This window comes from Micromonospora sp. WMMD1274 (assembly GCF_049179035.1).
In the GTDB taxonomy this organism is placed as follows: Bacteria; Actinomycetota; Actinomycetes; order Mycobacteriales; family Micromonosporaceae; genus Micromonospora; species Micromonospora tulbaghiae.
This window is the reverse complement of sequence record NZ_JBMHMG010000001.1, coordinates 5,897,565-5,923,074: the sequence shown is the minus strand read 5'-3', so window position 1 is coordinate 5,923,074 and position 25,510 is coordinate 5,897,565. Positions and strand designations below refer to the sequence as shown.

Genomic DNA, 25,510 nt, shown 5'->3' with positions numbered 1-25,510 from the left:
TCCGACCCTGACAACCGACCCTGGTGTCAGGCCGAGCTGACCCAATCGAGGGCCTCGGGAACGTCGCACCAGGCGACGTCCTCCGGTCGAGGGGACCTCACCATGGCACCAACGACGCACGCAACACCGACCCACACGGCGTTGACCACCGCCGAGAAGGCATTCGAACTGCTGACCTACGAACCCGCACCGCTGATGTTCGACGCACGGCCGGTCCCAGGTCTACCGGACAGGCCACTGCCACTGGACGAGTTGCGCACGTTGCTGCTGGACGAGCATCACAGCAGCGACACCACCGACGTGCTGTGGCGACAGCTGGCCCACCACGCCCGCGAGTGGGGACCTGCCTGGGTCGTCGGCGCGATCGGCGTCGCGCTCCCCGCACTGACGCACCTTGCAGCAAGGATCAGCCGTGGCAGGCCGAGGCACGCCGACGATGTCGACTCCGAAGTCCTCGCAGGCTTCCTTGACGCTCTACGCACCGCAGACCTGGCGCCGCCGCGGTTATGGCTCCGGCTGTGCTGGGCCGCCTGGCGCGCCGCAGTCGCCGTCGTCAAGGTCGACGACGGTGAGGAACTGCCACCCGAGCTCGCAACCGGCTCGCGGACACCCAGGATGCCCTACGGGCACCCGGATCTACTGCTCGGCCGGGCAGCTGCCGCCGGCCTGATCACCCCCGACACCGCCGAACTGATCAGCGCGACCCGCTTCGGCAACGCCCTGATCGAGCACCTAGCCGCCGAACAAGGCGTGACCGCACCCGCGCTGAGGATGCGCCGGCGTCGCGCCGAGCACCTCGTGGCCGCCGCTGTCAGCCGGGGCGACCTGTCCGGCCCAATTCCCTGCGGGTACCGGGTGCCAGCGGCATGAAGCCCGCAACGAACCGACCCGCGCCTCTTCCGCACGCGACGGCATGAGCGTAGACGTCGCCTGAGGTGGCTTCTGCGGATGCTTCATGATCCGCTGCAGGACATGCCCGCCGAATCTCGCGCGGAGCTAACGGCGGCTGTCTGCGCTGCCATCGACATCCATCCGGCTACTGCTGAGGACATCATCCGCTCGACTGAGCCATTTTGGGATGCGATGGAACGAGCCGGTGGCCTCGTAGACTCGTGGGGTGGCGGCGAGTTCTATCACGTCCTGCCGAGGGTCTTGTCGTTCATCCAGCAGACCGCCAATCCGTAGCGCAACCGGTAATCCCTTCGGCCCGTTACCGGCGCGACCGGACGGCCCCTGACTCAAGCGATCGTGACGCTGCGCGGTGCCCGGTCCGCCGCATGTCCATGCACCCGATCTTGGATGAGACCGCTTGTGGAGATGACCAGTTGAGGTTCTAGTTACGCGAGTGTCAGGGGCTGTTTAGTGGAGTGTCCTGGGTGGTGTCAGTAGGCGCGCTGATGGACAGCGGTGTTTTTCGCAGGTCCGTCAAGGTGGAGGCCGCCGCGTCTCGGCGTGCGGTGAACGCCCGCGGTTCGGCGGCTGCGAGTTCGTCGAAGTACCGCACCCCTTCGGCAACAGCATCAAGGATCTGCTCCGACACCACTCCGAGAATGCGCGCTACGTATCCGACGCCCCACAGGGACCTGGCGAGGCTGGGTAGGTAGGCGTCACGGTTGCCGTCTGCCAACTTCCGGAAGAGGTTTACGGCTTCCTGGCTGGCGGCCAGCGCCTCGTCACGCCGCCCTGCCTCCGCCAACCGGTTCGCGTGGTTGCTCAATGACCCGGCAAGGTAGTGGAGGTAGGCGTCGGGGTTGCTGGCGGCCAGCCCTCGGTACAGGTCGACGGCCTCCTGGCTGGCGTTCAACGCCTCGTCACGCCGCCCTGCCTCCGCCAACCGGTTCGCGTGGTTGTTCACCGACCCAGCGAGGTTGGGCAGGTGGGCGTCGGGGTTGCTGGCGGCCAACTCGCGGCGCAGGTCGACGGCCTCCTGGCTGGCGGCCAGCGCCTCGACACGCCGCCCCACCTCCGCCAACCGAGTAGCGTGATTGTTCACCGACGTGGCGAGGTCGGGCAGGTGGGCGTCGCGGTTTCCGTCGGCCAACTCACGGCGCAAGTCGACGGCCTCCTGGCTGGCGGCCAGCGCCTCGACACGCCGCCCCACCTCCGCCAACCGAATGGCGTGATTGTTCACCGACGTGGCGAGGTCGGGCAGGTGGGCGTCGCGGTTTCCGTCGGCCAACTCACGGCGCAAGTCGACGGCCTCCTGGCTGGCGGCCAGCGCCTCGACACGCCGCCCCACCTCCGCCAACCGAGGAGCATGGTTGCTCACCGACGTGGCGAAGTTGGGCAGGTGGGCGTCGCGGTTTCCGTCGGCCAACTTACGCATGACGTTGACGGCTTCCTGGCTGGCGGCCAGCGCCTCGACACGCCGCCCTGCCTCCCCCAACCGAAGGGCACGCCAGTTCAGTAAGGACGCTCGGTCGTTCGGCGCGGTCGCCGATGCCGTGGTGCGCAGGGCGTGGGCGGTCAACGCGACCGCGATCTGGCCGAACTCGATCGACGGGTACGGCACCCGACGCGCTGTCCGGCAAGCCCAGTCAGGGTCGAGTTCAGCCGTGGCGAGCAGGTCTGTGACCCGGGGAGCGAGCAGACCGGGGAACTGGAGGCCGACTTGGAGCACCGCCTCAGTCATCACCGGAAGATCCGCGTTCAGTGCCACGTCGATCATCTCCGCAGCGCCGGACTGGTGGCTGCGCGCGCGGCTCAGAACCGTCAACGCCTGCCCCGCCTGACCGGGAGCCAACCCCTGCAGAATCCTGCTGCGCTCGGCCGGGGTGCTTTCATACAGGACCGCGACTGCGAGGTACTCGGCAAGCAGATCCGGCTGCAACGCCCCTAGCCCGCCATCCGTCCCCGGGTATAGCCCATACAACCAGTCCACATACCCGTTGACCACCTCTGGCTGTGCCCCGCCCAGGCCCGGTACCCGGTGGACCAACTCCATGGCCTGCTCCCGGTTGTCCGCGCCCAGCAGCGCCGCCACGGCGACCAGCCGCCGCAACACGGCGTCGGCAGCTGACTCACCCGCACCCGGTAGACCGCCGCGGCGGGCCCGGTGCCGCCAGTACCGAGCCTCATGGCCCAGCACCTCAGCAAGCACGTCGTACCGGTCATCCCCACGCGGCCCGCCCAACACCGCCAGCAGCGCCTCCGCATGCAACCGCAACACTGGAAGATCCGGACCCGCCACACCCGGTGGAACATCACCCGGAGGACGGCGACGCAGGCGGGCGGCGAACGCCACCATCGCCTGGGCCACGATCTGCTGCGGGGAGTGGTCCTCAATACGAGCCGGCACCTCTATGACGTTCGCCGACACGGTCAACGCGTCCACCAGATGCGCCTGCGGCGGGTACGCCGCCGACAGCGACGACCACCACAACCCAACCGATCGGGCCAGCAACAACACCCGCACACCACCGGCCCGCTGAGCGACACACAACAGGTGCGCCAACGCCTGCGCGTCACGGGTCTCGGCGTAATCCACCGTCAGCAGCAACCGGCCCGGCCGGTCACCCGCCTCAAGCTGCCCGGCGACCGTCGCCTCCCCACCGGGTGCCACAGGCCAGCACACCCAGCCCGTCAACCGGCCGGCGAAGTGCTGACCCAACCGGGTCTTGCCCACCCCACCTGCACCCACCAGCAGCCGCACCACGCTCGCGTCCGGATCCGCGCACCACCCGTCCAACGCTGCCAGCAGCCACCCACGACCGACGAACCCGACCACCGCCGCCTGCGGACGCAGAAGCCACACCACCGACTCCGGCAACTCCGCCACCAAAGCCCTCGCGACCACCCGCTCCCGCCGCTCCCGCCGCTCCCGCGCGGCCCGAACCCACTCCAGGACCGACGGCGCGAACGCTCCTACCACCGCCGCCGTCGCGCCCGCCGACACCGTCCAACCCAGCTTGTCATCCGTGACCAACGCCCACACCGCCGCCGCAGCGACCGCTGCCGGAACCAGCAACGCCCACCAGCAGCGCCCGACCCACCTCAACCCAGCGCGAAGCACACCCGCACGATACTGAAGGTGATCAAACCAGTACACAGCTGATCATCCGAGAATGGCGTCCGCTCATCGGCAGTTGAGCGCGTTGTAGGAGCATCAGCAGCGTGCGCTGAGCGGGCGCCGGGCCGGCCCGAGCAGGGCCAAGGGTCTAATGTTCGCTCGCTCGCTGACTGGTCGTGTCGGGGCGTGACAGGCGACAGGCGAGTTCGATCTGTCTGACAGCGCCGTTCTGGGCGGTGCATGTCCTCCATGGCATGCCCGCCCGGCGGGGGTCGTTTGCGGCGGGGTCTGAGGTGAGTTCGGCATGGCTGGCGCGGCGTACTGACACCGTGGTCCCTGCGCTAAACAGCAAGGGAGGAGCGCCCCCACCGACTCACAGCGGCCCCTCCCCGAGGTCCCCGCCGGGCGGCACACAGAACTGTTCTGGAGTGCCGTCATGCACCTGACGCTGTCCGTCCTGTCGGATATCGCCGCCGCGCCGCAGCCGGTGGCGGTCAATTCCATCAATCAGGTCATCTCCAACGTCACTGGCTGGATCATGGGCGTTATCGCGTTGGTGGCGACGATGTTCCTGGTCATTGGTGGTCTGCGGTACATGGCCGCCGGCGGTGACCCGGCCCAGGTCGAGCAGGCCAAGGGCAACTTCAAGTCCGCGTTGGTCGGCTACGCCTTGGCGGTGTTGGCCCCGGTGATCCTGCAGGTGTTGCAGGGCATCCTCGGCGGCTGAGGATGACCACCTGGGTGATGAACGATCTGGTCCGCTGGCTCGCCGAGCGGGTGATCGATCTTCTCGGCGGGCTGCTGGCTTTCCTGACGTCCTGGATCTTCGTGTCGCCGGATGTGACCGGGCTGCCGCAGGTGCAGTCGATCGCCGGGAAGAGCGCCCTTGTGGTCGACGCTTGCTTCATTCTCGCGATCGTCGCCGCGGGCGCCGCGGTCATGCTGGGCGACTCCGTCGAGACCCGCTACACGGTCAAGCAGCTCGTGCCGCGGCTCGTGGTCGGGTTGGTCCTGTCGGCGTTCGCGGTTCCGTTGACCGGCGTGCTCATCGAGGTGGCGAACGCGTTGACTACGTCAATCGCCGGGGTGGACGCCCCGACGACCGAGGCGGTCACCTTCGTCAAGGCGCGGCTCGCCTCCGCGGTGGGTGATCCGAGTTCTGGTCTGCTGATGCTGATCATCGGGCTGCTGATCGTGGTGCTGATGTTCCTGCTCGTCGGCGGCTGGCTGACCCGCATCGCGGTGCTGGTCGTGTTGGCCGGTGTTGCGCCGGTGGCCTTGGCGTGCCACGCGACCCCTTGGACCGAGGGGGTCGCGCAGTTGTGGTGGCGGTCGGTGCTGGGCTGTCTGGCCACCCCGACGATCCAGGCGGTCACGTTCTCGGCCGGCGTCAACCTGGTGATCGATCCGCGGGGGAACCTGCCGGTCCTGCTCGGCCTGCCTGGCTCCGACACCCTGAACCTGCTGCTCGTGGTCGTCGTCTTGTGGATGACGGTCAAGGTTCCGAGCTTGGTGCGGCGGTTCTCCGGTCAGCAGGGCCGCAGCGTCGGCATCGGCGGCGTCGTCCTGCGAACGGTGGCCGTGCAGGGGATGACCCGCAACCTGGGCCGATTCAGAGCCGCCCCGGTCCGGCGCACGCCGCTGGCGTCGAGCAACCCCATCCGCCCGCCCTACCGCCACATGCCCGGCGTCTACCCCAGCCCGGAGTGATCAATGAACAATCTGGATGATGCGGCGCCGCGTGCGGTGGTGCCGGCCAACGTCAACGAGCCGGACCGGGTCGCGTTCGGGCTCACCTTCCGTCAGCTCGGCATCATCGGCGGCGTCGGCTTGGCCGCTGCCGGTGTCTACCGCTCGTTCGGGCATCTGCTGCCGCGGCCCGTGTGGCTCGTCGGCGGTGCTGTCGTGTTCGCTGTCGCGGTCGTGGTGGCGCTCGGCCGCCGCGACGGTCTGCCCTTGGACGTGTGGCTGCGGTACGCCTTCACGCTCTCGCACAGCCCTCGCGTGCGGACACCCGGGACGGCCCGCGCGGTCCCGGGCGCGGCCGTGGAGGGGAAGCCGATCGTGCCGGCGCTGTTGCGGTCGCCGGTGACGGCGGTCAGCCCCTCTGGTGTGCTCACCAGCGGGGGCAGCGACAAGGTGGTGATCGCCTGCGGTACCACCAACATTCACCTGCGCACCGGCGGGGAGCAGGGCGCGTTGCTGGACGGGTTCGGCCGGTTCCTCAACGGCTTGACCGGGCCGGCGCAGATCGTCGTCGCCGCGCAGCGCCACGACCTGGCCGCACATGCGCGGGCTGTCGCCCATAACGCCCGGCGCCTGCCGCACCGGGCGCTGCAGGCCGCCGCCGAGGACCACGCCGCGTTCTTGCTGGAGCTTGACGGCGAGCGTGATCCGTTGCGCCGGCAGGTCCTGGCGGTCGTCGCCGGCGCGCGAGCGGGCGACACCGCGGTGCGGGCGTTGTCCGGGCTCGGCGTGCACGCCGCCGTGTTGGACGGGTCTGCGGTGTGCGCCGCGCTCGCGGGCGCGGTCGACCCGTTCTCCCCACCGGCACCCGGCCCCCGCGCGGTGCCCGGCGTCCCGATCACCTTGCGGAGCAGCACATGAACCTGTTGAAAACCCCCAAGAAGAGTGTCCGAGGCGTAGAGGGCATGCCGTCGCCGGCCGCGTTGTCGGTCACCCCGTCGCATGTGCGGGTTGGTGACGGCTACGCCGCAACTTACGTCGTGTGCGGCTACCCGGCGGAGGTCGGCCCGGCGTGGCTGGACCCGCTGCTGTCCTACCCGGGACGCGTCGACGTCGCCGTGCACCTGGACCCGGTGGTGCCGCAGTTGGCCGCGCCGATGCTGAAGCGGCAACGCGCCCGCCTCGAATCCTCGCGCCGGCTCGACGCCGACGCCGGGCGGCTGGGCGACCCGATGGTCGAGGCCGCCGCGGCCGATGCTGCGGACCTGGCTGAGCGGGTCGCCCGCGGGGCGGCGAAGCTGTTCGAGGTCGGCATCTACGTCACCCTCCACGCTCGCACCCTCGACGACCTCGCCGCCCTCACCGCGGGCGTGAAGTCCGCTGCGGCGAGCGTGCTGTTGGACCTGCAGCCGGCGACGTTCCGTCACCAGCAGGGATGGCTGTCGACGCTGCCGGTCGGGGTGGATCCGCTGCGGATGCGCCGCGTGCTGGACACCACCGCTCTCGCGGCGGCGTTTCCCCTCGCCTCCCCGGACCTTCCCGCCCCTACACCGGGCGACATAGCCTCTGCGGAGGGGGTGTTGTACGGAGTCAACACCACCTCCAACGGGGTGCTGGTGTGGAACCGGTGGGCGCAGGACAACCACAACTCGGTCGTCCTCGCCCGCTCCGGGGCGGGCAAGAGCTACTTCGTCAAGCTCGACGTCCTGCGCAACCTCTATCAGGGCACGACCGTCAGCGTCATCGACCCCGAGGACGAGTACACGCCGCTGGCCGACCACGTCGGCGGCACGGTCGTGCAGCTGGGCGTGCCCGGGGTGCGCATCAACCCGCTCGACCTGCCCGATGACCGGCGGCCGGACACGCTCACCCGACGTGGCCTGTACCTGCACACGCTGATCGCGGTCATGCTCGGCGCGGCCCCGCTGCCGGCCGAACGTGCCGCCCTGGACCGGGCCATCACCGCCACCTACGCCCGCGCCGGCATCAACGCCGACCCGGCCACCTGGACCAAACCCGCTCCCCTGCTGCGCGACCTGGCCGAGGTGCTCGCCGGGGACGGCGATCCGGCCGCCGGGCAGCTGGCCGCCCGGCTGGCCCCTTGGACGGTGGGGAACTTCGCCGGCCTGTTCGACGGGCCTACCACCACCGTCCCGCACGGGCACCTGGTGGTCTGGTCGCTACGGCACCTGCCCGACGAGCTGCGGACCATCGGCACGCTGCTGGCGCTCGACTCGATCTGGTCGGGCATCGACACCCCGCCAGCCGGCCCTAGCCGGGGTCGGCATCTGGTGGTGGTGGATGAGGCCTGGCTGCTGATGCGCGACGGCGAGGGCGCGCGGTTCCTGTTCCGGATGGCGAAGGCGGCCCGCAAGCGGTCGGCGGGGTTGTGCGTCGTCACGCAGGACGCGGCTGATGTGCTGTCGACCGACCTGGGGCTCGCCGTGGTGTCCAACGCCGCGACGCAGGTGCTGATGCGCCAGAGCACCCAGTCGATCGACGCTGTCGTGGAGGCGTTCAACCTCACCGCGGGCGAGGCGCGGCTGCTGCTGGCCTCGCCCCGGGGCGAGGGGTTGCTCGTCGCGGGCCGGTCGCGGATCCCGTTCCGCAGCGTCGGGTCGGCCGCGGAGCACACGATCGCCGTCACGGGCATCGGGGAGACCGAGTGACCGCCACCCCGGGCTGGCCCGCCGAGATGGGGCATTGGGTGCTCGCCCGGCCGTGGCTGGCCTTCGTCGCCGCCGCAATCGTTGTCGCGGCGGTGTTCGGGCATGACCAGATGCTCGCCTGGCGGCACCGGCGGTTCACCGCCGGCGCGCGATGGCTGACCATCGCCGCCCCACCGCAGGTCACCGCCGAGGCCGCCGCAGCGTTCTGGACCACCCTCACCGGCGTCCTCACGCCGTCGGTGTGGCGCCGCCGGGTGTTCGGCTACCCGCATGTCGGCTGGGAGTACACGTGGAACGGCCGCGCGCTGACCATCCGGGTCTGGGTGCCCGGCACGGTGCCGCCCGGCGCGGTCGAGGCCGCCGTCCGCGCGGCCTGGCCCGCCGCCACCATCACCACCACAGACGCCGCCGCGCCGATCCCGCCGCAGGTCGGTGAGGGGGTGGGTGGGGCGCACTGGCCGCAGCACCCCGATGGGCTGCCGCTGCGCAGCGACCACGACACCGATCCGCTGCGGGCGCTGCTCGCCGCCGGCGCCGAGGTCGGCCCCCGCGAGCACGCCTGCGTGCAGGTCCTCGCCCGGCCGGCGCGAGCCCGCCGGGTCCGCGCCGCCCGCCGGGCCGCGGCAACCGCCGCCACCCACCCGCACGGGCGGCCGGACCTGGCCGCGCGGGCGGTGTCGGGCATGGCGAGGCTGGCCGTCGAGCCGCTGCTGTGGCTGCTCGACGTGTTCACAACCGGCCCGTCCAGGCCGCCGCGCGCCTCGGCAGCGGCGGGTCGGGTGGCCGAGCGGGATCCGGTGGCCGCGGCTGAGGCCCGCACGGTCGTGGACAAGGCGGTGCGGGTACCGCACTTCGAGATCGCGGTCCGGTTCGCCGTCGCCCGCGACCCGGACACCACACCACCAAACACGGAGCGGGCCAGGCAGACCCGTCAGCGGCTGATCGGGCTGGGACACACCATCGCCTCGGCCGCCGCCACGTACACAGGCCCGAACCGGCTACGGCGCATGAAGATGCCCCACCCGATCGCCACCCTCGCCGGGCGCCGGTTACGGCGGGGGTTCCTGGCCACCGTGGCGGAACTCGCGGCCCTCGCCGCGTTGCCGCAAGACCTCGCCGTGCCCGGCCTGGATCGCGCCCGAGCCAAAGCTGTGCTGGCGCCCGTGCAGGTCCCCGGCGGCGGGCGTGGCGTCAAGATGCTCGGCCGCGCGCAGATCGGCCGCCACAAGATCGGGTTGACCGTCACCGACGCCCGCCAGCACGTGCACGTGGTCGGCAAGACAGGCGTCGGGAAGTCCACGCTGCTGCTGAACATGATCCTCGGCGACATCAAAGCCGGCCGCGGCACGGTGGTCATCGACCCGCGCGGAGACCTGATCACCGACATCCTCGACCGGCTCCCCGCCACCTCCGCAGACAAGATCGTGATCATCGACCCGGACCAGGAGAACCCCGGCTGCTTCAACCCGCTCGACGACCGGGGAGACCCGCACCTGGCGGTGGACAACCTGGTGGGGATCTTCGCGAAGATCTTCCAAGGGCAGTGGGGCCCGCGGATGGACGACACGATGCGGGTGGCGTGCCTGACGCTGATGCGCCACGCCAAACCGACGCTGAGCCTCGTGCCGTCGCTGTTGCAGGACAAGGACTTCCGGGCCCGGTTCACCCACGGCCTGGACGACCCGGACGGTCTCGGCGGGTTCTGGGTCTGGTACGATGGCATCAACGAGCAGTTCCGCGGGCAGGTCATCGCCCCCGTCCTGGCCCGGCTACGCGCGTTTCTGCTGCGCGACTTCGTCAAGTCGGTCATCGGCAACGCGCACAGCTCGTTCGACATGGGTCGGGTGCTCAACGGCGGGGTGCTGCTGTGCCGGCTGCCCAAGGGGGTGCTCGGGGAGGAGACGACGCGGATCCTGGGCTCGCTCATCGTCGCCCGCGTCTGGCAGGCCGCCATCGCCCGCGCCAGCATCCCGGAGGACCAGCGCCGCGACGCCGTGCTGTACGTCGACGAGTGTCACAACTTCCTGACCCTGCCCGGCTCGGTCGGGGACATGCTGGCCGAGGCACGAGGGTTCCGGCTGGGTCTGGTGCTGGCGCACCAGGACCTGGCCCAGCTCCCGAAGGATGTCGCCGCAGCAGTGTCCGCCAACGCCCGGTCGAAGCTGTTCTTCAACGTCGACCCGGCCGACGCCCGGGAACTGTCCCGCCACACCAGACCGGAGCTCGACGAGCACGACCTCGCCCACCTCGACGTCTACACCGCCGCCGCGCGGCTGCTGGTCGGCAACCGGGAGCTGCCTGCGTTCACGTTCACCACCAACCCGCCGGCGGAGGTGGTGGGTGAGGCGACCGCGATCCGTCAGGAGTGCGCCGCCGCGCACCGCCGCGCCGACGGTGAGCCGCCGATGCAGCAGGTCGCCCGCTCGGCGATGAAACGGCGGATGGCCAGCCGGGAGCGCTGAGCAAAGGCCTGCTCGTTTCGGGCCTCGTCCGGGTGCTGCGGTGAGGGCTCGCTTGGGGGTGTCCGGGAGACGAGACCTCACCCGAGCCCTCCCCCACCGGCCTGTCAGGTTCCTGACCTGCCTGCACCTGGCCTGCCGTCGGCCTGTCCGCGAGATCAACTCGTCCAGACTCCCTACCGGGACTCTCTCTGCAGGGGTACCCATGCCGCAATCACGCTCTGCTGACCTGCTGGCCATCTACCCGCACATCACCAGCCGGGACCGGCAGCTGCTCCACCTCCTCGACGACCATCAGGTCCTGACCACCGATCAGATCCACCAGCTGTTCTTCCTGGCCCGACGTACCTGCCAGATCCGCCTCAGCGAGCTGTACGGACTGGGCCTGCTGGACCGGTTCCGGTTCGCGCGCACCGGCGGCGGCAGCCAGCCGTGGCACTGGACCCTCGGCCACAACGGGCGTCGTTTCCAGGCCGCCGCCCACGAACGCCCCGAGCCGACCGCCCGGGCGAGCCGGCAAGCCGTGCAACGGGTGTCAGCCAGCCCGACCCTGACCCACCTGCTCACCGTCAACGAGTTCTTCGTCCGGCTCAAGACCCACACCCGGCGCCATCCCGACGTGCATCTGGACCGGTGGTGGTCGGAGCGGACCACCACCCGGCAGTTCCGCACCATCACCGCCGACGGCCACGGCATCTGGACCGCCGCCGACGCCAGCGTCGGGTTCTGGCTGGAGGCCGACACCGGCACCGAGCCGCTGGGCCGGCTGACCGGCAAACTCGACCGCTACGCCACCCTGACCCGACGCGTCGGTATCCGGTACCCGGTGCTGTTCTGGCTCGGCAGCGCCGCCCGGGAGGAACACCTGCACCGGCTCCTACGCGGGCGACGCGGCGACGTCCTCGTCGCCACCGCCACCCATGACACGGACCCGGCGCAAGCGGTGTGGCTGCCGGCCGGCGCCACCGGCCGAGTCGGACTCGCGCAGCTACCCACCGACCACGGTCAGCCGGTGGCGGACAACCCCAACTTCGACGACGACGGAGTCTTCGTCCTCTGACACGACCTGTCAGCCGACCCGCCGGAACCTGTCAACGCAGGTGAAGCACATGATCACGATTCCTGGTCGAGGGCGTGCTGTCAGGTCACGACGCTACGGTGCAGCTTCTTCTCTTTGTTCGCACCGCAGCCCGTCTGTTCTCCCCGGATCTGCCCGCGCCAGCGGGTCACCCCTCAGCCCACCATCCGGTCGGCCCCGTGACCCCGCCCCCGCCATTCCCGGCAGCACTTCGCCACAGACGCCGCATCCCGGTGGCACCACCACACCCGCAGTCGAACCGCGCCTTCGCGAAGGGAGCACCCCGTCATGCCCGCACCCACCAACACGTCCCTCACCGACCAGGTCATCACCGTCTGCTTCGCCCCCGGCCAGGACGCCGACTGGTTCGCCGCCTCCGAAAAGGTCCACGAACTCCTGCAAGCCAACGGCACGCCGTCGCGCCGCTACCGCGTCCGACACCGCCGCCTCATCGGCTGGCTGACCCGCTTCATCGGCTACTACCTGCTCGACGCCGCCCGCCGCTTCGGCGCGATCACCATCGCCGCCGGCGGCCGCAAGAATCGCCTCGACCTGACCGGCACCGCCGCCACCGCCGCACACGACGCCGCCCTGCGCTGGCGTACCTGGCACACCCACGTCGCCGCGACCACTCCCGTCGCCCGGCCGTTCGAGGACTACCTCGCCCAGCACCACACCGATCCCGCCAAGGTCAGCGCCCACGAGGCCCGCCGACGCTTCGAGCAGCAACCCCGCGTCCTGGCGATGCTCGCCCACCACCTCGACCCATACGAACTGCCCGCCTACCAAGCCGGCGAAGCCACCTACACCGGCCTGCACTGGCGCATCGCCCTGGTCGGCGACGCGCTGATCACCACCGACGGTCGCCTCCTCACCCCCGCAGGCGGCTCCATCGCCGACCGGTTCCGCTTCCTCAACGACGCCTGCGCCTACCTGCGCAGCCTCGACCCACGCGCGCGGCTGTGCGCCGTCACCATCGCCTGACACCCCTCCCGGACCCGAAACACCACGGCCGGTCGCAGCCCCGCTGCGACCGGCCTTCGCCATCTCCCCACCGTTGGAAGGAGACCCCTGATGTTCCTGACCGATCCGGTGCTGCGGCGCATCGCCGCCGACACCAACGACGTCCTCCCCGAGCAACAGTGGCGCCACGACACCGCCACCGCCCAACCGATCGGTGACCTCGCCCGCCTCCTGCACAAGACCGCGCTCGACTTCACCGACAGCACCACCAACCTCGACCAGGCCCTCACCCGACTGGCTGCACTCGCCGAAACAGGCCGACGAGGACTGGCTGCGCACGCCGGCCTTCACCTCCCCGGTCACCACCAGGTCGTCACCGATGCGCTCGCCGCCCGCGAGCGGCACACCGTCCTCGGCGTCACGCTCACTACCTGCTATCGAGCCTGGCGCAACCACCGGCCGATGAACGAAGGCGACGAGCGACACCTGCTTCTGCGGCGTTGCGACCCGTCACGTGGCGTGGCGACCCTGCAACGCAAGGATCCCGACACGTGGCTGGTGATACCCGACGCCGAAGCCGCCGCCGCCTTCGACATCCCCTACCCGCAGCGCATCGTCGGCGAAGTCACCCACACCGAACGGGGATGGGCGCCGACCGCCTACGTCGCCCGTGCGCATCAGGTCCCGCTCGCCACGGTGTACTCCCTGCCGATCCGGGGTGAGCTCACCGCGGCCTGCCGGACGCTGCTGCGCTGGTGGAACCTGCGCCACTCCGACGCCTGGCACAACCGCACCCCCGCACAGCTCACCCCCGCCGAACTCGCCCACCTCACCGACTGACGACGCAGCGTGATGCCGCACCTCAACCTGGTCGAGCGGTGGATCACCGCGGCGACCGGCCGCACCCTCGACCAACACGCCGTCGACCCCGTCCCCGCCGCCGCGCACCTACCCGAGGCCGCCGACGATCTCCGACACCTACGCGACGAGCTGCTACTCGCCGTCGACCACCTGCGCACCAGACTCCTCAACGAAGACGACCTACACGCATCCGCCGCCGCCATCACGGGATCGGCGAAGACGCTCCAGAACCTGGCCGGCGAGTACGGCAACGCCCGCGCTCGGATCGACGCCCTCATCGGCGACGAGACACGGACCGCCTACGCGCTAACCCACCCTGGGCAGCAGGTACGGCGGCGCTACGTCGACCCCGGCGACACCGTGCTGGTCGTTCTGCCGCACACCGACTCCTGCCGCGCCCGCAACCTCGCGGGACACACGGCCGACGTCAGGGTGGGCAGCTCCGACGTCAAATTTCGGCCGCCCGGCAGCGTCAGCTCGGTGCGGCTGTCCCACAGCGACGCCGGCATCTACCGGGACCGCACCGAGAACCGCCTCTACACCCTGCAGCCCGCGTGACCGGTCGCATCGCGGCGCCCTTCACCGGGCGACGAATGGCACACCTCGCACGACACGGCGCTCCCGACGCGCGCCTGCCGCCCCGGCTGTCACCCGCGACCCGGCTCACCATCCGGGCGGCCTCACTCGCGCCGCTATCCGAACTACGTCCCCAAGAGAGGAACCCCATGAAAGACCTGTCCCTGACGCCTGCAGCGCAGGCTGTCCTCGACGCCCTGACCGACCTTGGCCAGGGCGACGTGCACGAGTTGGCCGACCGCGCCGGAAAGGCGCGCTCGACCACCGACAAGGCACTCAAGTCCCTGGCCGACGCCGGCTTGATCGTTGCGGTGGACACCGACGCCGATGCGGCCGACGGCGCGTCCACCCGGTGGGCCCTGCCCGCCCCGGACGGCGCCGCCGCTGCGGAACCGGACGCTGCCGTCGATCTCGGCGACCAGCAGACCGCCGCCGCGGACGAGAGCGAGCAGCTCATCGGATCGGATCTCGACACCTCGGCGAGCGGACCTGCCAATGGCGGCGCAGCTGATCCATCCCGCGACGACCACGCGGACAAGGCGCCGGATGAGGCGGGAGACGAGACCGATCACGACGACAGCCGCGGACGCGACGACGACAGCAGCGAGGCCGGTGAGAGTTCCGCCGTCGTTGCGGTGCAGCCGGCGCGGCCCGGTGACCGCAAGGTCATGGCCATCAAGGGAGTCCTGGCCGACTACGGCGACGCCGGCGCCACCATCGACCTGATCGTGGCCGAAAGCGGCATCGGACACGCCACCGCGTCCCGGCTGCTGACCGCGATGGAACAGGCCGCCGCCGCCCGTCGACTGCCCGGCCTGCCCGAGCGGTGGGTCGCCGGCCCGACCCGGGCCAGTGAGGTGGACCCGAACCCGGAGCCGCCCCGCTGCCCGCTGTGCTCCCAGGTCATCCGCGGCCAAACGAGCATGCCGATCGCCGCAGCGGCGGTGCTGCCCCTGATCCAACCGGACGGCACGCTGCACGTCGTCGACGCAGACGGCGAGACCCACGTCGTCGCCATGCCGCTGCGCGCACCCGGCCGCACGCCGCGCGTCGCCCGCAGCACGGGCCCGCGCGGTGACGGGACCGTCAACGCCGACGGCAGCCCACCGTTCAGCCGCGGCGAACTGGAAAAACTCACCCTCGACGTCCTGGCCGCCAACCCCGGCCAGCAGATGACCCCGCAGGACATCGCCACCGTGCTCGCCGGCCAACTCGGCCGCGCGATCAGCTCCGGGGCCGTGCGAAACAACTGCACCAAGGCCGCCGCCAGCGGCCGGATCGTCCTGGTCTCCGACGCGCCGCTGACCTTCGTCCACCCGACGCAACCCGACAGCGACAACCCCGTCGAGACCGACGCGGGCAGCACCGACCAGTCCTGACCAACGCCACTCCCCTGCGGGGGCCGAGCCGCGTACTCGGCCCCCGCCAGCACATCGAGAGGAGAATCCGTGCCGCACGAACTCGAAACCTTCACCGACGGAACAACTGCCTTTGCCAGCGCACGCCTGTCGGCCTGGCACCAGCTCGGCACCGTCACCCAGGACACGATGAAGGCCGAAGAGATCATGGCCTCCGCCCGCCTCGGCGACTGGGGCGTCCGCACCATCCGCACCGTCGGCATCGACATCGTCAACGGAGCCGAGGTACAGGTCCCCGCCGACGACAAGCGAATGACCGTACGCCGCAACCCGGTCACCGGCCAGACCGAATACCTGGGCATCGTCGGCACCGACTACACGGTCGTCCAGAACGAGCAGTGCGCCGAGATGCTCGACCGGCTCGTGGACCAGGTCGGCGGCGCCCACTTCGAAACCGCCGGCAGCCTGCGCCGCGGCAAGAGCGTATTCGTCACGATGAAGCTGCCCGACGCGATGGAGATCGCCGGGGTAGACCGCCTCGACCTGTACCTCATCGGCACCACCTCCCACGACGGCAGCGCCGCCCTGCGGGTAGACGCCAGCCCGATCCGGGTGGTCTGCGCCAACACCCAACGCGCCGCCTTCCAGCACACCGTCGGCCACTACACCTTCCGGCACACCTCCAACGTCAACTCCCAGATCAGCCAGGCCCGCGAAGCCCTGGGCCTGATGTGGACCTACATGGAGACCTTCGAGAAGGCCGCCGAACGGATGCTCAACGCGGAGCTGACCATGCGGGAGTTCGAGAACGTCGTCGCGCAGGTATGGCCGGTCAAGGACACCGCGTCCGAGCAGGCCAAGAACAACGCCAAGCAACGCCTCGGCACCCTCAAGTACCTGATCGGCGAGGCCGACACCCAGAAAGCCATCACCGGCAGCCGGTGGGCCGGATACCAGGCCATCACCGAATACCTCGACCACTACCAGCCCGCCAAGAACGACCTCGTCCGCGCCAACCGGGTGCTGACCGGCAACACCGGCGACCTGAAAGTCGCCGCCTTCGACCTACTGAAGATCTGACCGCACACCCACACCTCCGGGGCAGCGGTCACCCGCGCCGCTGCCCCGGCCCGAAGGAACGGACACCTCACGTGACTCCGCCCAGGACCCGAGGGCTCGATGCATACCAAAGGGCCCGCCGATGACCGGCCACCTCCGCCACCCCCGCGATCTACGGCAGTCGGTATGTGGCCTACCCGCCACCGACGTGCAGCAGTGGGCGACCGACAACCCGCCGCGCATCGACTACACCTGCGAGGACTGCTACACCCTGCTGCCCGAGGCCGCCCGGCCCGACGACGCCAACCATCCACCGGGCGACGCCACGCTCATCGACACGTTGCGACGCATCGTCGCCGCCCGGCAGTACGCCAAGATCGACGGCGTTCTCGTGGACGTGTGGTCCGCCACCGTCACCGTCCTCATCTGGGACAAGCTCCGCGAGGACAAACGGCAGCGGCTACTGACCCTGCCATCACACGAGCTGATCCTCCGATGCATCGCGATCTACCGCCGCGTCACCGAGGACCAGACGGCCAAGGACCAGTCCAGGCACAACCGAGGTACAGAGGTCTGAGGGCAGCCGGTGTTGACGCGCCGCGCACTCATCGGCCGGTCGAGCAAATGAGGTGGGCCGCCCACGTAGGCAGCCCACGGTCATTCTCCGCTTCATCACCTTCAAAGGCCCTCCATGCACCGCGCCTACCGCGCCGCCGACGAGCCTGCTCGCGACGGCTCCTGTCCGATCCGCCATCCCAGCCATATTGAGAGGCCGCCGCCATGACCAGAGCCATCACCGGCATTGTCAGCCTCGTCGCCGTTGCCTGCCTCGGCCTGCCCATGCTCCTGCTGACGGCCGTCACGGGCGCTGGCTCCAAAGGGTGCGGCATCGCCGCCACACCCAACATGCATCCCTCCGGGCGACCGCCCACCGTCGGCGCCTGGGATGCCGAGCAACTTGACGTAGCCGCGACCATCATCGACACCGGCGTCACCAAAGGCGTCCCTCAATGGGGCTGGGTCATCGCCGTCGCCACCGCCATGCAGGAATCCAGCCTCCGCAACCTGCCCCACCGAGGCACCCGCAACGACCACGACTCCATCGGGGTGTTCCAACAACGCCCCAGCCAGGGATGGGGCACCGTCGCACAACTGGCTGAACCCGCGTATCAGGCCGGCAAGTTCTTCGACAAGCTCCTCACAATCCCCGGCTGGGAGTCGATGCCGCTCACCCAGGTCGCCCAGGCGGTCCAAGCCTCGGCCTTCCCCGATGCGTACGCCACATGGACCAACGATGCCCTCCGCCTGGTGGAGCAACTCACCAGCACCCTCGCCGACTGCACCCCCGATGCACTGGCCGCCCTACCTGCCGGATTCACGCTGCCCTCCGACACCTCGCCAGCGGTGACAACCGCGGTGTTCTGGGCCGTTGCCCAGCTCGGCACGCCCTACCACTTCGGCGGCTCGTGCACCGACCCGCACTCCAACGACCCCCACAAACAGTGCGACTGCTCATCCCTGATGCAAGCGGCCTACCGAGCAGCCGGCATCTCCATTCCTCGCGTCACCACCGACCAAGCCAACGCCGGCACACCAGTAGCCAGCCCGACCCGCCTGCTACCCGGCGACCTCATCCTGATCCCCGGCAGCAACGGCACCCCGGCCCACCCACGCCACGTCGGCATGTACCTCGGCGAAGGACTCATCATCCAAGCACCGCAGACCGGCGACGTCATCAAGATCACTCAGCTGAGCAGCTGGAATGACCAGATCGCCAAGATCCGACGGATCGTTCAGGAGCCTGCTTGAGAAGGGCACATTCCTGGGTTCGGGACAGTCGATGCCGCCGGATGCCGCTTGCCGACCGTCGTAGCCCTCGCGCCTGCTCAACCAACGACCTCAAGTGCAACTCGACGGCCTAAGTCCGCTACTCACGACGAGTGCTCGGTGGGCGTTCACTGGCCCTCGGATCGCGGCTAATCCGAATGCCGGATCGCGACGGTGCCAGGCATCATCATCGTGTGAACGCTGGCCGAATGATCGTCTTGGTGGATGACCTACGTTCGTTCGTGGATGGCCGCACCGCCGAGGTGGCCCGCACCAGCGACGCCGGAGTTGAGCTCCTTGGTCGGTACCGAGACCGGCGCTTGGACGAGTTGTGGCTGGACCATGACCTCGGCGGGGATGACACGATCTGGCCGGTCGTGGAGGTCCTGGAACGGGCGGCCTTCGACAAGCGCCCCTTTGACGTCGGCGTCATCAACGTCCACTCCGCCAACCCAGTCGGCGCCACAAGGGTCGCGCTGGTCCTACGCCACTGGGGTATTACGTCCGCGTCGCTTCGGGCTCGACCGAAGTCGGCTGTCTCGACGGTCCCGCCGTGAGCTGACCGGCGCGCACATGCCTCCCGCCGGCTGCCCACTCTGAGGGCGGCAGAAGAGCAGGACAGGAGGCATGGCTGGGCGCGAGAGCCAGCGGAGGCTCGACCGCCAAGCCGCAGGATCGCCGGACACGGCTCTCGGAAATCCGCCACGAGAACGATACCGATCGGCTAGGCGTAGCTGTAGCTTCCGACTTGCGCTCGGAGGAGGAACTCATGCCGCGGACGTCCGAATACGCGGAGGCCGTCTACCAGTTCATTCAGGAACACGCCACGATTGAGGATGGGTGCCGGGTCTGTCGCGAGCCGCTCTATCCGTGGATGATGGAAGAGTTCCGCCTCGATAGGCGCGAGGTCAAAGGCATTCGTACCGCAGTGGTCAAAGAACTGGAACGTCGTGGTCTCGTCCACCGCCCCAATCCCAGGAGCGTTCTGCTAATGCTGAAAGATTGATCCTTCGCTCGCCTCACCGGAGGAGATCATCGCCAGCCACCTTTCCGTCGGTGTCCTCCGTGCCGTTCACACCGGTACGGATCCGCATCGCCGCCGCGCGGATTCTCATGTGTTCGGGTCACCCACGGGTCAAGTCCGCACCGAGCCGGACGGCTAGGGCGATCGTGTCTTCGCTCGGTTGAGCGTCGAGGTCGGCGAGCACTCTCGTCAGGGCGCGCGAAAGAGTACGAATGCCGTCCGCATCGCCGAGGGCGTGCCGGGCCTGCATAGCCTTGGTGTAGAGGGATTCGTTGTACCGGTCTAGGACGATGGCTTTGTTCAGCAGGTCAGATGCGGCCTGCGGGTCTGGCTTAGAGCTCCTAACTCTTTAAGCGTTGGAGTCGGCGCCAGCAGATGATGGCGCAGGCGAGAGTGAGGAACGCTTCGTGGATGTCGTCGCGGATCTCCCAGCGGATGCGCAGGCGGCGGAACCAGTGCAGCAGGGCGATGGTCTGCTCGACGACCCAGCGTCGGGTGCCGAGCCCAGAGCCGTGTGGGACGCCGCGTCGGGCGATGACAGGTGTGATGCCGCGGGTCCGTAGCTCGCGGCGGTACTTGTCGAAGTCGTAGCCGCGATCAGCGTAGATGCGGTCGGGTCGCTGCCGGGGCCGGCCGCGGATGCCCTTGATGCGGGGGATCTTGTCGACCAGGGGCATGAGCTGGGTGACGTCGTGGCGGTTGCCGCCGGTCAGTGCCGTGGCGAGGGGGATGCCGCCCGCGTCGGTGATGACGTGGTGTTTCGAGCCTGGCTTGCGGCGGTCGACCGGGCTCGGACCGGTTTTGGGCCGCCCTTGAGCGCCCGGACGTGGGAGCCGTCGATCACCGCCCGGGACATGTCCAACTGGCCCGCGGCGCGGAGTCTGCCGAGCAACACCTCGTGCAGGCGCTGCCACACGCCAGCGTCGTTCCAGTCCCGCAACCGGCGCCAGCAGGTCATTCCTGAGCCGAAACCCAGCTCTTGGGGCAGGTACTCCCACGGGATCGCGGTGTAGAGCACGAACAAGATCCCGCACAGCACCTTGCGGTCATCGAGAGGCTTGCGGCCCGGGAACCGTCGCCGCCGGGGCGGACGGGGCGGCAGCAGCGGTGCGACCTCGGCCCAGAGTTCGTCCGAGACGACCCACGGCGGCTGCTCACCCCTCCTCACGTTCAGACAGAACGATCCTCGCGTCCCGAGGACACGCCCAACATCATTTCGTTAGGAGCTCTTAAGCAGGTCTTCGGCGAGGAGTAGGTGGGCTTCGGTACCCCAGCGGCGCACCGTCTCTCGGTGGGGCTGCAGCCACTCGTAGTCCTGCCCCTCGGCCAGTGGCGCGTCGTAGAGCTCGCAGGCGGCGGTCAACAGTTCGTGGCGGCGCAGTCCGGTGGCGATGGTGGCTCGACGCATGAGGTCACGGAGAGTCCACACGTCGACGTCGACCGTCGTCGGGTCGAGTCGATACCGGCCTGCGGTTTTGATGACGTAGGCGCTTTTCGTCTCGGCGGTGCCGGCACGGCCGAGGACGTGTCGCAGGTTCGAGGCGTTGGTGTGTACGCGTTGGTCGGCTTGGCTGAGGCGGGCGTCGGGTTCGAGGTATTCGCCGATGTCGCGGGTGGTGACGCCGTCGGGGTGGCAGGCCAGGAAGACGGCGAGTTCGAGGGCTTTGGCGCGCAGGGGCCGTCCCGGTTTGGTGATGTCCTCGATCCGCGGCGAGCCGAGCACCCGAAGCCGGGCCTTCCCGACGACAGCGGCGGAGGGAGTTGCAGTTGCCGCGGGCTGATCCTGAGATGCCGCGTCGTTCCGGCTGGCGTGCAGGGCAATGACCGTGGCCGGTCCGGCTGGCGAGGTTTTCGCTGGAGGTTCGCCGGTTTGCGCTTCTCGCAGCGTGGTCAGGGTCTGGATCGCTGTGGTGGGTTCGAGCACGGGTAGGCGCGGCGGCAGTGGTTCGGTTGGCTGACCGGATATGAGGGTGGTCTGTCCGTCTGGGGCTACGTCAATGGTGACGCCGGGGTGCCACTCACCGAGCAGTACCCCGAATACCTGCCTGCTGGCGCCCGCGGCCAGAGCCGCTTCGACGCGGGCTGCGGCTGCGGCGGCTGGTGTCTCTGTGATGAGGACGACCGGAGGCAGAACCTTTGCTTCCGGAGTCTTGGGTTGTTGCTGCTCGTCGGGGTCGGTCAGTGTCTGTTCGTCGAGAAGGCGGCTGCGGTGCAGCAGTTGGGTCTCGATCGTGGTGAGTGCGTCGTCGAGGGTGTCGGTGATGTGCAGGCGCGGCCATGATCTGACGGTCGTCGTTTCGGTGCCGAGCAGCGTGGTGAGGGTGGCGGCGTCGATGACGACTTCGCCGCGCGCGTCGGGGTGTTGCGGGTCGCCGGAGGCCAGCACTGCTACGAGGGTGGCGCGTGCGGCGGGAGCTGCGCCGTCGCCGACGAGGCCGACGCCACCGGACGGCAGCGGGACAAGGGCGGCCAGTGGTGCCCCGTCGTCGGGGTGCGGGAGGTCGGGGTTTCGGGCCACGGCACGGCGTAGCTCGGCCACCGAGGGCGGCAGGTCGGTGGGTGGATCGTCGTGGGGGTCGCCGGTGTAGCGGCGCCGGCGCTGCCGCCACACCAGGACTGCGGCCGCGCTGATGGCGGCGGCGAGGGACCAGGGAAGCCACTCCGCGGAGGTCAGCTGCAGACCCCGCTGGTGGTCGGTGTCCTGCGGGCGTTGCGCGCCGTCGGCTTCCGGCGAGGACGAAGGCCGCGTGGGAGCGTCGGTGGGTGACCCGGAGTCCGGTGCGGTGGGTGTGGTCGGCGAAGAGCTTCTGGGCGTGGCGACCGTCTCATGGTTGTCGGGTGTGGGTGGATCGGTGGGCTGCGGGGCTTCCGGCGGGTTGCTCGGCGGTGGGGATGGGGCGACGGTGCCAGGTCGCGGTGAGCGCGGGCGGCCCGGGATGGCGGTCTGTGGGGGTTGGGCATCGGCGGGTAGCCGCAGTTCCCAGCCCGGGTAGATCAAGTCGCAGTCACGCAGTGTGCCGCCGACCTGGGGGAAGTGGCGGTGCTTGTTCATGCGGCAGATTTCCGGCCAGCGGCCGGCGTCACCGAGCCACTGCTTGGCGATCTTCGACAGGGTGTCGTGTCGCTCGACGGTGTACAGGTAGCGGGTGTTGCCGACCTGAATCAGTGCCGGCCCCTGCGCGAGAGCTTGCTGAGGAACAGCTACTGCCTCGGCCGCGTCGATGGCCGCCGGTGGTCGAACGCCGCCGGTGTTCAGTTGGCCGACGGAGGTGACGGCGATCGCCGCGGTGCCGGCCAGGCCGAACACGAACCGGTGCAGTGGTGCGGGAAGCCGTAGCACCGGGATCCGCCATCGGGTCGCCAGCGCGATCAGCTCGGCGATCAGCAGCAGCGCGAGCATGGCCCACAACAGCCACACCGCCCAGACAGCCGCGCCGGCCAGGACGGTCGAGGTGAACCGTTCGTTCGGCTGATCGAACCATGCCACCACCTGCGTCCAGGACGGCCACCTCCTCAGCGGGTTGCCGTCGAGGGACACCAGCAACGCCGGTACCCCGGCCAGGAACACGACCGTGGCTACGGTGGCCCGGACCGGTCGGATCACGGAGGACACCCGCCCCGCTGTGTGGCGCGGCGGTGTCGACGCGGGCGGGACGTACACCGTGGGACGCGCGTATTCGGCTAGCCGGTTGCCGCTGTCCGGGGATTGCTGCGACATCCTGTCCGTCCCCCCGCTTGGTAGATCCCTTTCCTCTCGCATACACGGCGATACCCATCGAGGGCCATCTCCTCAGGAAGGATTCTCACCATGCGCGCACAATCGATCACGGGACGAGAACGTGGTTGACGATCTACTCCCCGGTCGGGAGAGACTGCCTCGCATGCCAAGCGGGGGCACGCGACTATCGATCGATCTCACGTCGTCGGTAATCGCCGCCACCGTCGACCTCGATGGCACCCGGATCCCCGTGCTGCTCAACGGCCGCATCGTCATGCCGCACGGCATCGTGATCGACCCCGCCGGTCAACTACACCCCGGCGTCAACGGGCTGCCGGAGCCCTCGGTAGGTCACCGGTTCATCCGCGACCCGGTGGACCTCCTGCACGCGGCTGACGCCGAGCCGCCGGTGGACGCCGTACAGCTGCTCGCCGGGCAGCTGTGGTACGTCGCGGACCAGGCAGTCCGCCAAGTCGCCGTACCGGTCGCCGCTCTGACCGTGACCATCCCGTCGGCCTGGGGACCGCGCCGACGGGGGCATCTCACCGACGCGGCAGCCCGGGCAGGCCTGCCCGCACCGGCCATGGTCACCGCGCCAGCAGCACTCGCCGCTTACGCGACGACAGGCCACGTCCCGGATGGCACATGTCTGCTGATCTGCGATGCCGAGCGGCGTCCAATCACGCTGACCGTCCTGCAAGTCAGCCCCGACGGGTACCGGGAACTCGCCACCCGCCAGGTGAGGCCGAGCCGCGACCTGGACCGAGACCTCGCGCAGCACCTCTTGACCCGCAGCATCACGGACGACCCCTCACACCGCACCGAAAAAGAGGCCACACCCGAGCCAGCCGACGCGGCACTGCTGGAGTCCATCCGCCAGGCCAGGACCGCCCTCTCAACTCAGGAACGCGCACCCGTTCTCCTGCCCTCGCCCCGCCCGCCGGCCGTTCTGACCCGCGACGACGTCACCGCCGCAGCGCAGCCCCTCCTCGACGAGACCGCCAATGCCGTGCAAGACATCTTCGACGCCGCCGACATCGGCCAGCAGCACCTCAGCCACGTGATCCACCGGGAAGCCAGAGCAATCCCGGGCCTGCAGGAACGCCTCGCGGCCGTCACCGGGCACACGCCGACCGCCCTCGACGGTCACTCCCACGCCCTCGCTGACGGCGCCCTCGCGCTCACCGCAGCCCATCACCAGACAGCAACTACCGCCAACGACACCGCACTGCCACGAGTTCGGCTCCGCGTCCGTGACCTGACCAGCGCCATCATCCTCGGCGTCTGCTCGCTCACCGTGCTCCTACAGACCATCCTCACCGCGGACATCGTCACGACCTACTCCGTCCAGGTCGTCGGCGTCCGCCTCTCCCTGCCTCAACTGGGCATCGCCGGTGCCCTCACCATGCTCACCGCATTCGCCGTGGCGCACCTCGCCCCCACCACCTGGCTCGCCGGCACCACCGACGCAGCCACCAGACCCACCACCGGCCACCTCATCAGACGCGGATACCTCGCCGCCGCCGTCGGCGGATCAACCGCCGCCGCCCTCTACGGCCTCGCCACCGGCACCGCCGTCCAGTTCGGCTACGAGCCATACCTGAAATGGACCCTCGGCTCCGCGCTCCCCCTCGCCGCCTGCGCGGCGATCATCGCCGCCACCGCTCCCCGCATCGCGGCTCCGCAACTGTCCAACTGGCTCGCGCGCACCCGTCCGGCGGCCCTGCCCGCCGCCGTAGCCGCCACCGGCATCTGCCTCATGCGCGCGGCGATCACCCTCACCCCACCGGTCGACCTGACCGGCATGCCCGGCCTCATCGGCAGCGCCGGAGCAGCACTGCTCGGCATCGCCACCGCCCTGACCACCAGCCGAAGCCGCACCACCCGCACCATCACAGTCCCCGGCCTCGCCATCGGCTACGCCATCGTCTTCACCAGCGACACCAGCAGCGCCCTGCTGGTCGGTTACCTCGTCGCCCTCACCTGGTGGGCCGTCCAACTCGCCGCTTACACATTGCGGCTCGCCTACCCCGGCGCCGGGCAGGCATTGCGCCGACTCGCGGGCAGCAGCCACACAGCCTGACGAGTCGTCAGAGCAAACAACGGCGCCAACCCTCGGGACTCACCGCTGTCCGGCCAATGACGGCGCCACCGGCGTGAGCACCAGGCAGCGCTCCAACAGATGACGGCCCGCCGATCTAGGCGGGCCGTCCATTCAATCCA

At 69.8% G+C, this 25,510-nt stretch carries 20 protein-coding genes and 1 pseudogene; 18 read left to right on the top strand and 3 right to left on the bottom strand.

The annotated features are described in order from the left end of the window. The first annotated feature begins 141 nt into the window (after positions 1-141). A complete protein-coding gene (locus ACN27D_RS28030) occupies positions 142-870 on the top strand; it encodes a hypothetical protein (protein ID WP_421500396.1) in 729 nt (242 codons plus the stop codon). Positions 871-948: 78 nt separating this feature from the next. Further along, positions 949-1,185, top strand: a complete 237-nt coding sequence (locus ACN27D_RS28025; protein ID WP_421500395.1) for a hypothetical protein — start codon at positions 949-951, stop codon at positions 1,183-1,185. Positions 1,186-1,348: 163 nt separating this feature from the next. On the opposite strand, the gene ACN27D_RS28020 is transcribed toward ACN27D_RS28025, so the two are convergent. Next, positions 1,349-3,925: a hypothetical protein gene (locus ACN27D_RS28020; protein ID WP_421500394.1), complete on the bottom strand. Its 2,577-nt coding sequence runs from the start codon at positions 3,923-3,925 to the stop codon at positions 1,349-1,351. Between the two features lie 520 nt (positions 3,926-4,445). On the opposite strand from ACN27D_RS28020, the gene ACN27D_RS28015 reads away from it, so the two are divergent. The 15 genes and pseudogenes from ACN27D_RS28015 to ACN27D_RS27945 all read left to right on the top strand — a co-directional run bounded on the left by ACN27D_RS28015 (position 4,446) and on the right by ACN27D_RS27945 (position 19,551). Next, entirely contained in the window at positions 4,446-4,736 is a 291-nt protein-coding gene (locus ACN27D_RS28015; protein ID WP_421500393.1) for a pilin, read from the top strand. Between the two features lie 2 nt (positions 4,737-4,738). Further along, a complete protein-coding gene (locus tag ACN27D_RS28010) occupies positions 4,739-5,719 on the top strand; it encodes a conjugal transfer protein TrbL family protein (RefSeq protein WP_421500392.1) in 981 nt (326 codons plus the stop codon). A 3-nt stretch (positions 5,720-5,722) separates the two neighbouring features. After that, positions 5,723-6,616, top strand: coding sequence for a PrgI family protein (locus tag ACN27D_RS28005; RefSeq protein WP_421500391.1), 894 nt, complete (start codon positions 5,723-5,725; stop codon positions 6,614-6,616). Further along, positions 6,613-8,364: a VirB4 family type IV secretion system protein gene (locus tag ACN27D_RS28000; protein ID WP_421500390.1), complete on the top strand. Its 1,752-nt coding sequence runs from the start codon at positions 6,613-6,615 to the stop codon at positions 8,362-8,364. The genes ACN27D_RS28005 and ACN27D_RS28000 overlap by 4 nt, the downstream gene beginning before the upstream one ends. Further along, a complete protein-coding gene (locus ACN27D_RS27995) occupies positions 8,361-10,826 on the top strand; it encodes a type IV secretory system conjugative DNA transfer family protein (RefSeq protein WP_421500389.1) in 2,466 nt (821 codons plus the stop codon). The genes ACN27D_RS28000 and ACN27D_RS27995 overlap by 4 nt, the downstream gene beginning before the upstream one ends. A gap of 202 nt (positions 10,827-11,028) precedes the next feature. Beyond that, positions 11,029-11,883 (top strand): replication-relaxation family protein, encoded by an 855-nt coding sequence (locus ACN27D_RS27990; protein WP_421500388.1) that lies wholly within the window; start codon positions 11,029-11,031, stop codon positions 11,881-11,883. A gap of 306 nt (positions 11,884-12,189) precedes the next feature. Then, positions 12,190-12,885, top strand: a complete 696-nt coding sequence (locus ACN27D_RS27985; protein ID WP_421500387.1) for a hypothetical protein — start codon at positions 12,190-12,192, stop codon at positions 12,883-12,885. Positions 12,886-12,975: 90 nt separating this feature from the next. Beyond that, the gene (locus tag ACN27D_RS27980) at positions 12,976-13,704 is read left to right on the top strand and encodes a hypothetical protein (RefSeq protein WP_421500386.1); all 729 of its coding nucleotides are present in this window, start codon (positions 12,976-12,978) and stop codon (positions 13,702-13,704) included. A 12-nt stretch (positions 13,705-13,716) separates the two neighbouring features. Next, a complete protein-coding gene (locus ACN27D_RS27975; protein ID WP_421501203.1) occupies positions 13,717-14,283 on the top strand; it encodes a hypothetical protein in 567 nt (188 codons plus the stop codon). Further along, positions 14,280-15,680, top strand: coding sequence for a helix-turn-helix domain-containing protein (locus tag ACN27D_RS27970; protein ID WP_421500385.1), 1,401 nt, complete (start codon positions 14,280-14,282; stop codon positions 15,678-15,680). The genes ACN27D_RS27975 and ACN27D_RS27970 overlap by 4 nt, the downstream gene beginning before the upstream one ends. Before the next feature lie 69 nt (positions 15,681-15,749). Then, positions 15,750-16,739 carry a DUF932 domain-containing protein gene (locus tag ACN27D_RS27965; protein WP_421500384.1) on the top strand — a complete coding sequence of 330 codons (990 nt, stop codon included), beginning with the start codon at positions 15,750-15,752 and terminating at the stop codon, positions 16,737-16,739. A gap of 121 nt (positions 16,740-16,860) precedes the next feature. Then, positions 16,861-17,295: a hypothetical protein gene (locus ACN27D_RS27960; protein ID WP_421500383.1), complete on the top strand. Its 435-nt coding sequence runs from the start codon at positions 16,861-16,863 to the stop codon at positions 17,293-17,295. Positions 17,296-17,498: 203 nt separating this feature from the next. Continuing rightward, positions 17,499-18,527 (top strand): C40 family peptidase, encoded by a 1,029-nt coding sequence (locus ACN27D_RS27955; RefSeq protein WP_421500382.1) that lies wholly within the window; start codon positions 17,499-17,501, stop codon positions 18,525-18,527. Between the two features lie 176 nt (positions 18,528-18,703). Further along, positions 18,704-19,107 (top strand): annotated as a pseudogene (locus ACN27D_RS27950) (cyclic-phosphate processing receiver domain-containing protein). 207 nt (positions 19,108-19,314) lie between these two features. Beyond that, positions 19,315-19,551 (top strand): hypothetical protein, encoded by a 237-nt coding sequence (locus ACN27D_RS27945; protein WP_141722507.1) that lies wholly within the window; start codon positions 19,315-19,317, stop codon positions 19,549-19,551. 359 nt (positions 19,552-19,910) lie between these two features. Here ACN27D_RS27945 and ACN27D_RS27940 read toward each other — a convergent pair. Both ACN27D_RS27940 and ACN27D_RS27935 read right to left on the bottom strand, forming a co-directional pair. After that, a protein-coding gene (locus ACN27D_RS27940; RefSeq protein ID WP_085985943.1) for an IS5 family transposase occupies positions 19,911-20,737 on the bottom strand; the annotation gives its coding sequence in 2 pieces (ribosomal slippage) (positions 19,911-20,374 and positions 20,374-20,737; 828 coding nt in all). Between the two features lie 51 nt (positions 20,738-20,788). Continuing rightward, positions 20,789-23,173 carry a transcriptional regulator gene (locus ACN27D_RS27935; protein WP_421500381.1) on the bottom strand — a complete coding sequence of 795 codons (2,385 nt, stop codon included), beginning with the start codon at positions 23,171-23,173 and terminating at the stop codon, positions 20,789-20,791. Between ACN27D_RS27935 and ACN27D_RS27930 the strand changes: the two genes are divergently transcribed. Continuing rightward, a complete protein-coding gene (locus ACN27D_RS27930) occupies positions 23,151-25,370 on the top strand; it encodes a hypothetical protein (RefSeq protein WP_421500380.1) in 2,220 nt (739 codons plus the stop codon). The two genes, ACN27D_RS27935 and ACN27D_RS27930, sit on opposite strands and share 23 nt — an antisense overlap. Positions 25,371-25,510: the final 140 nt, after the last annotated feature.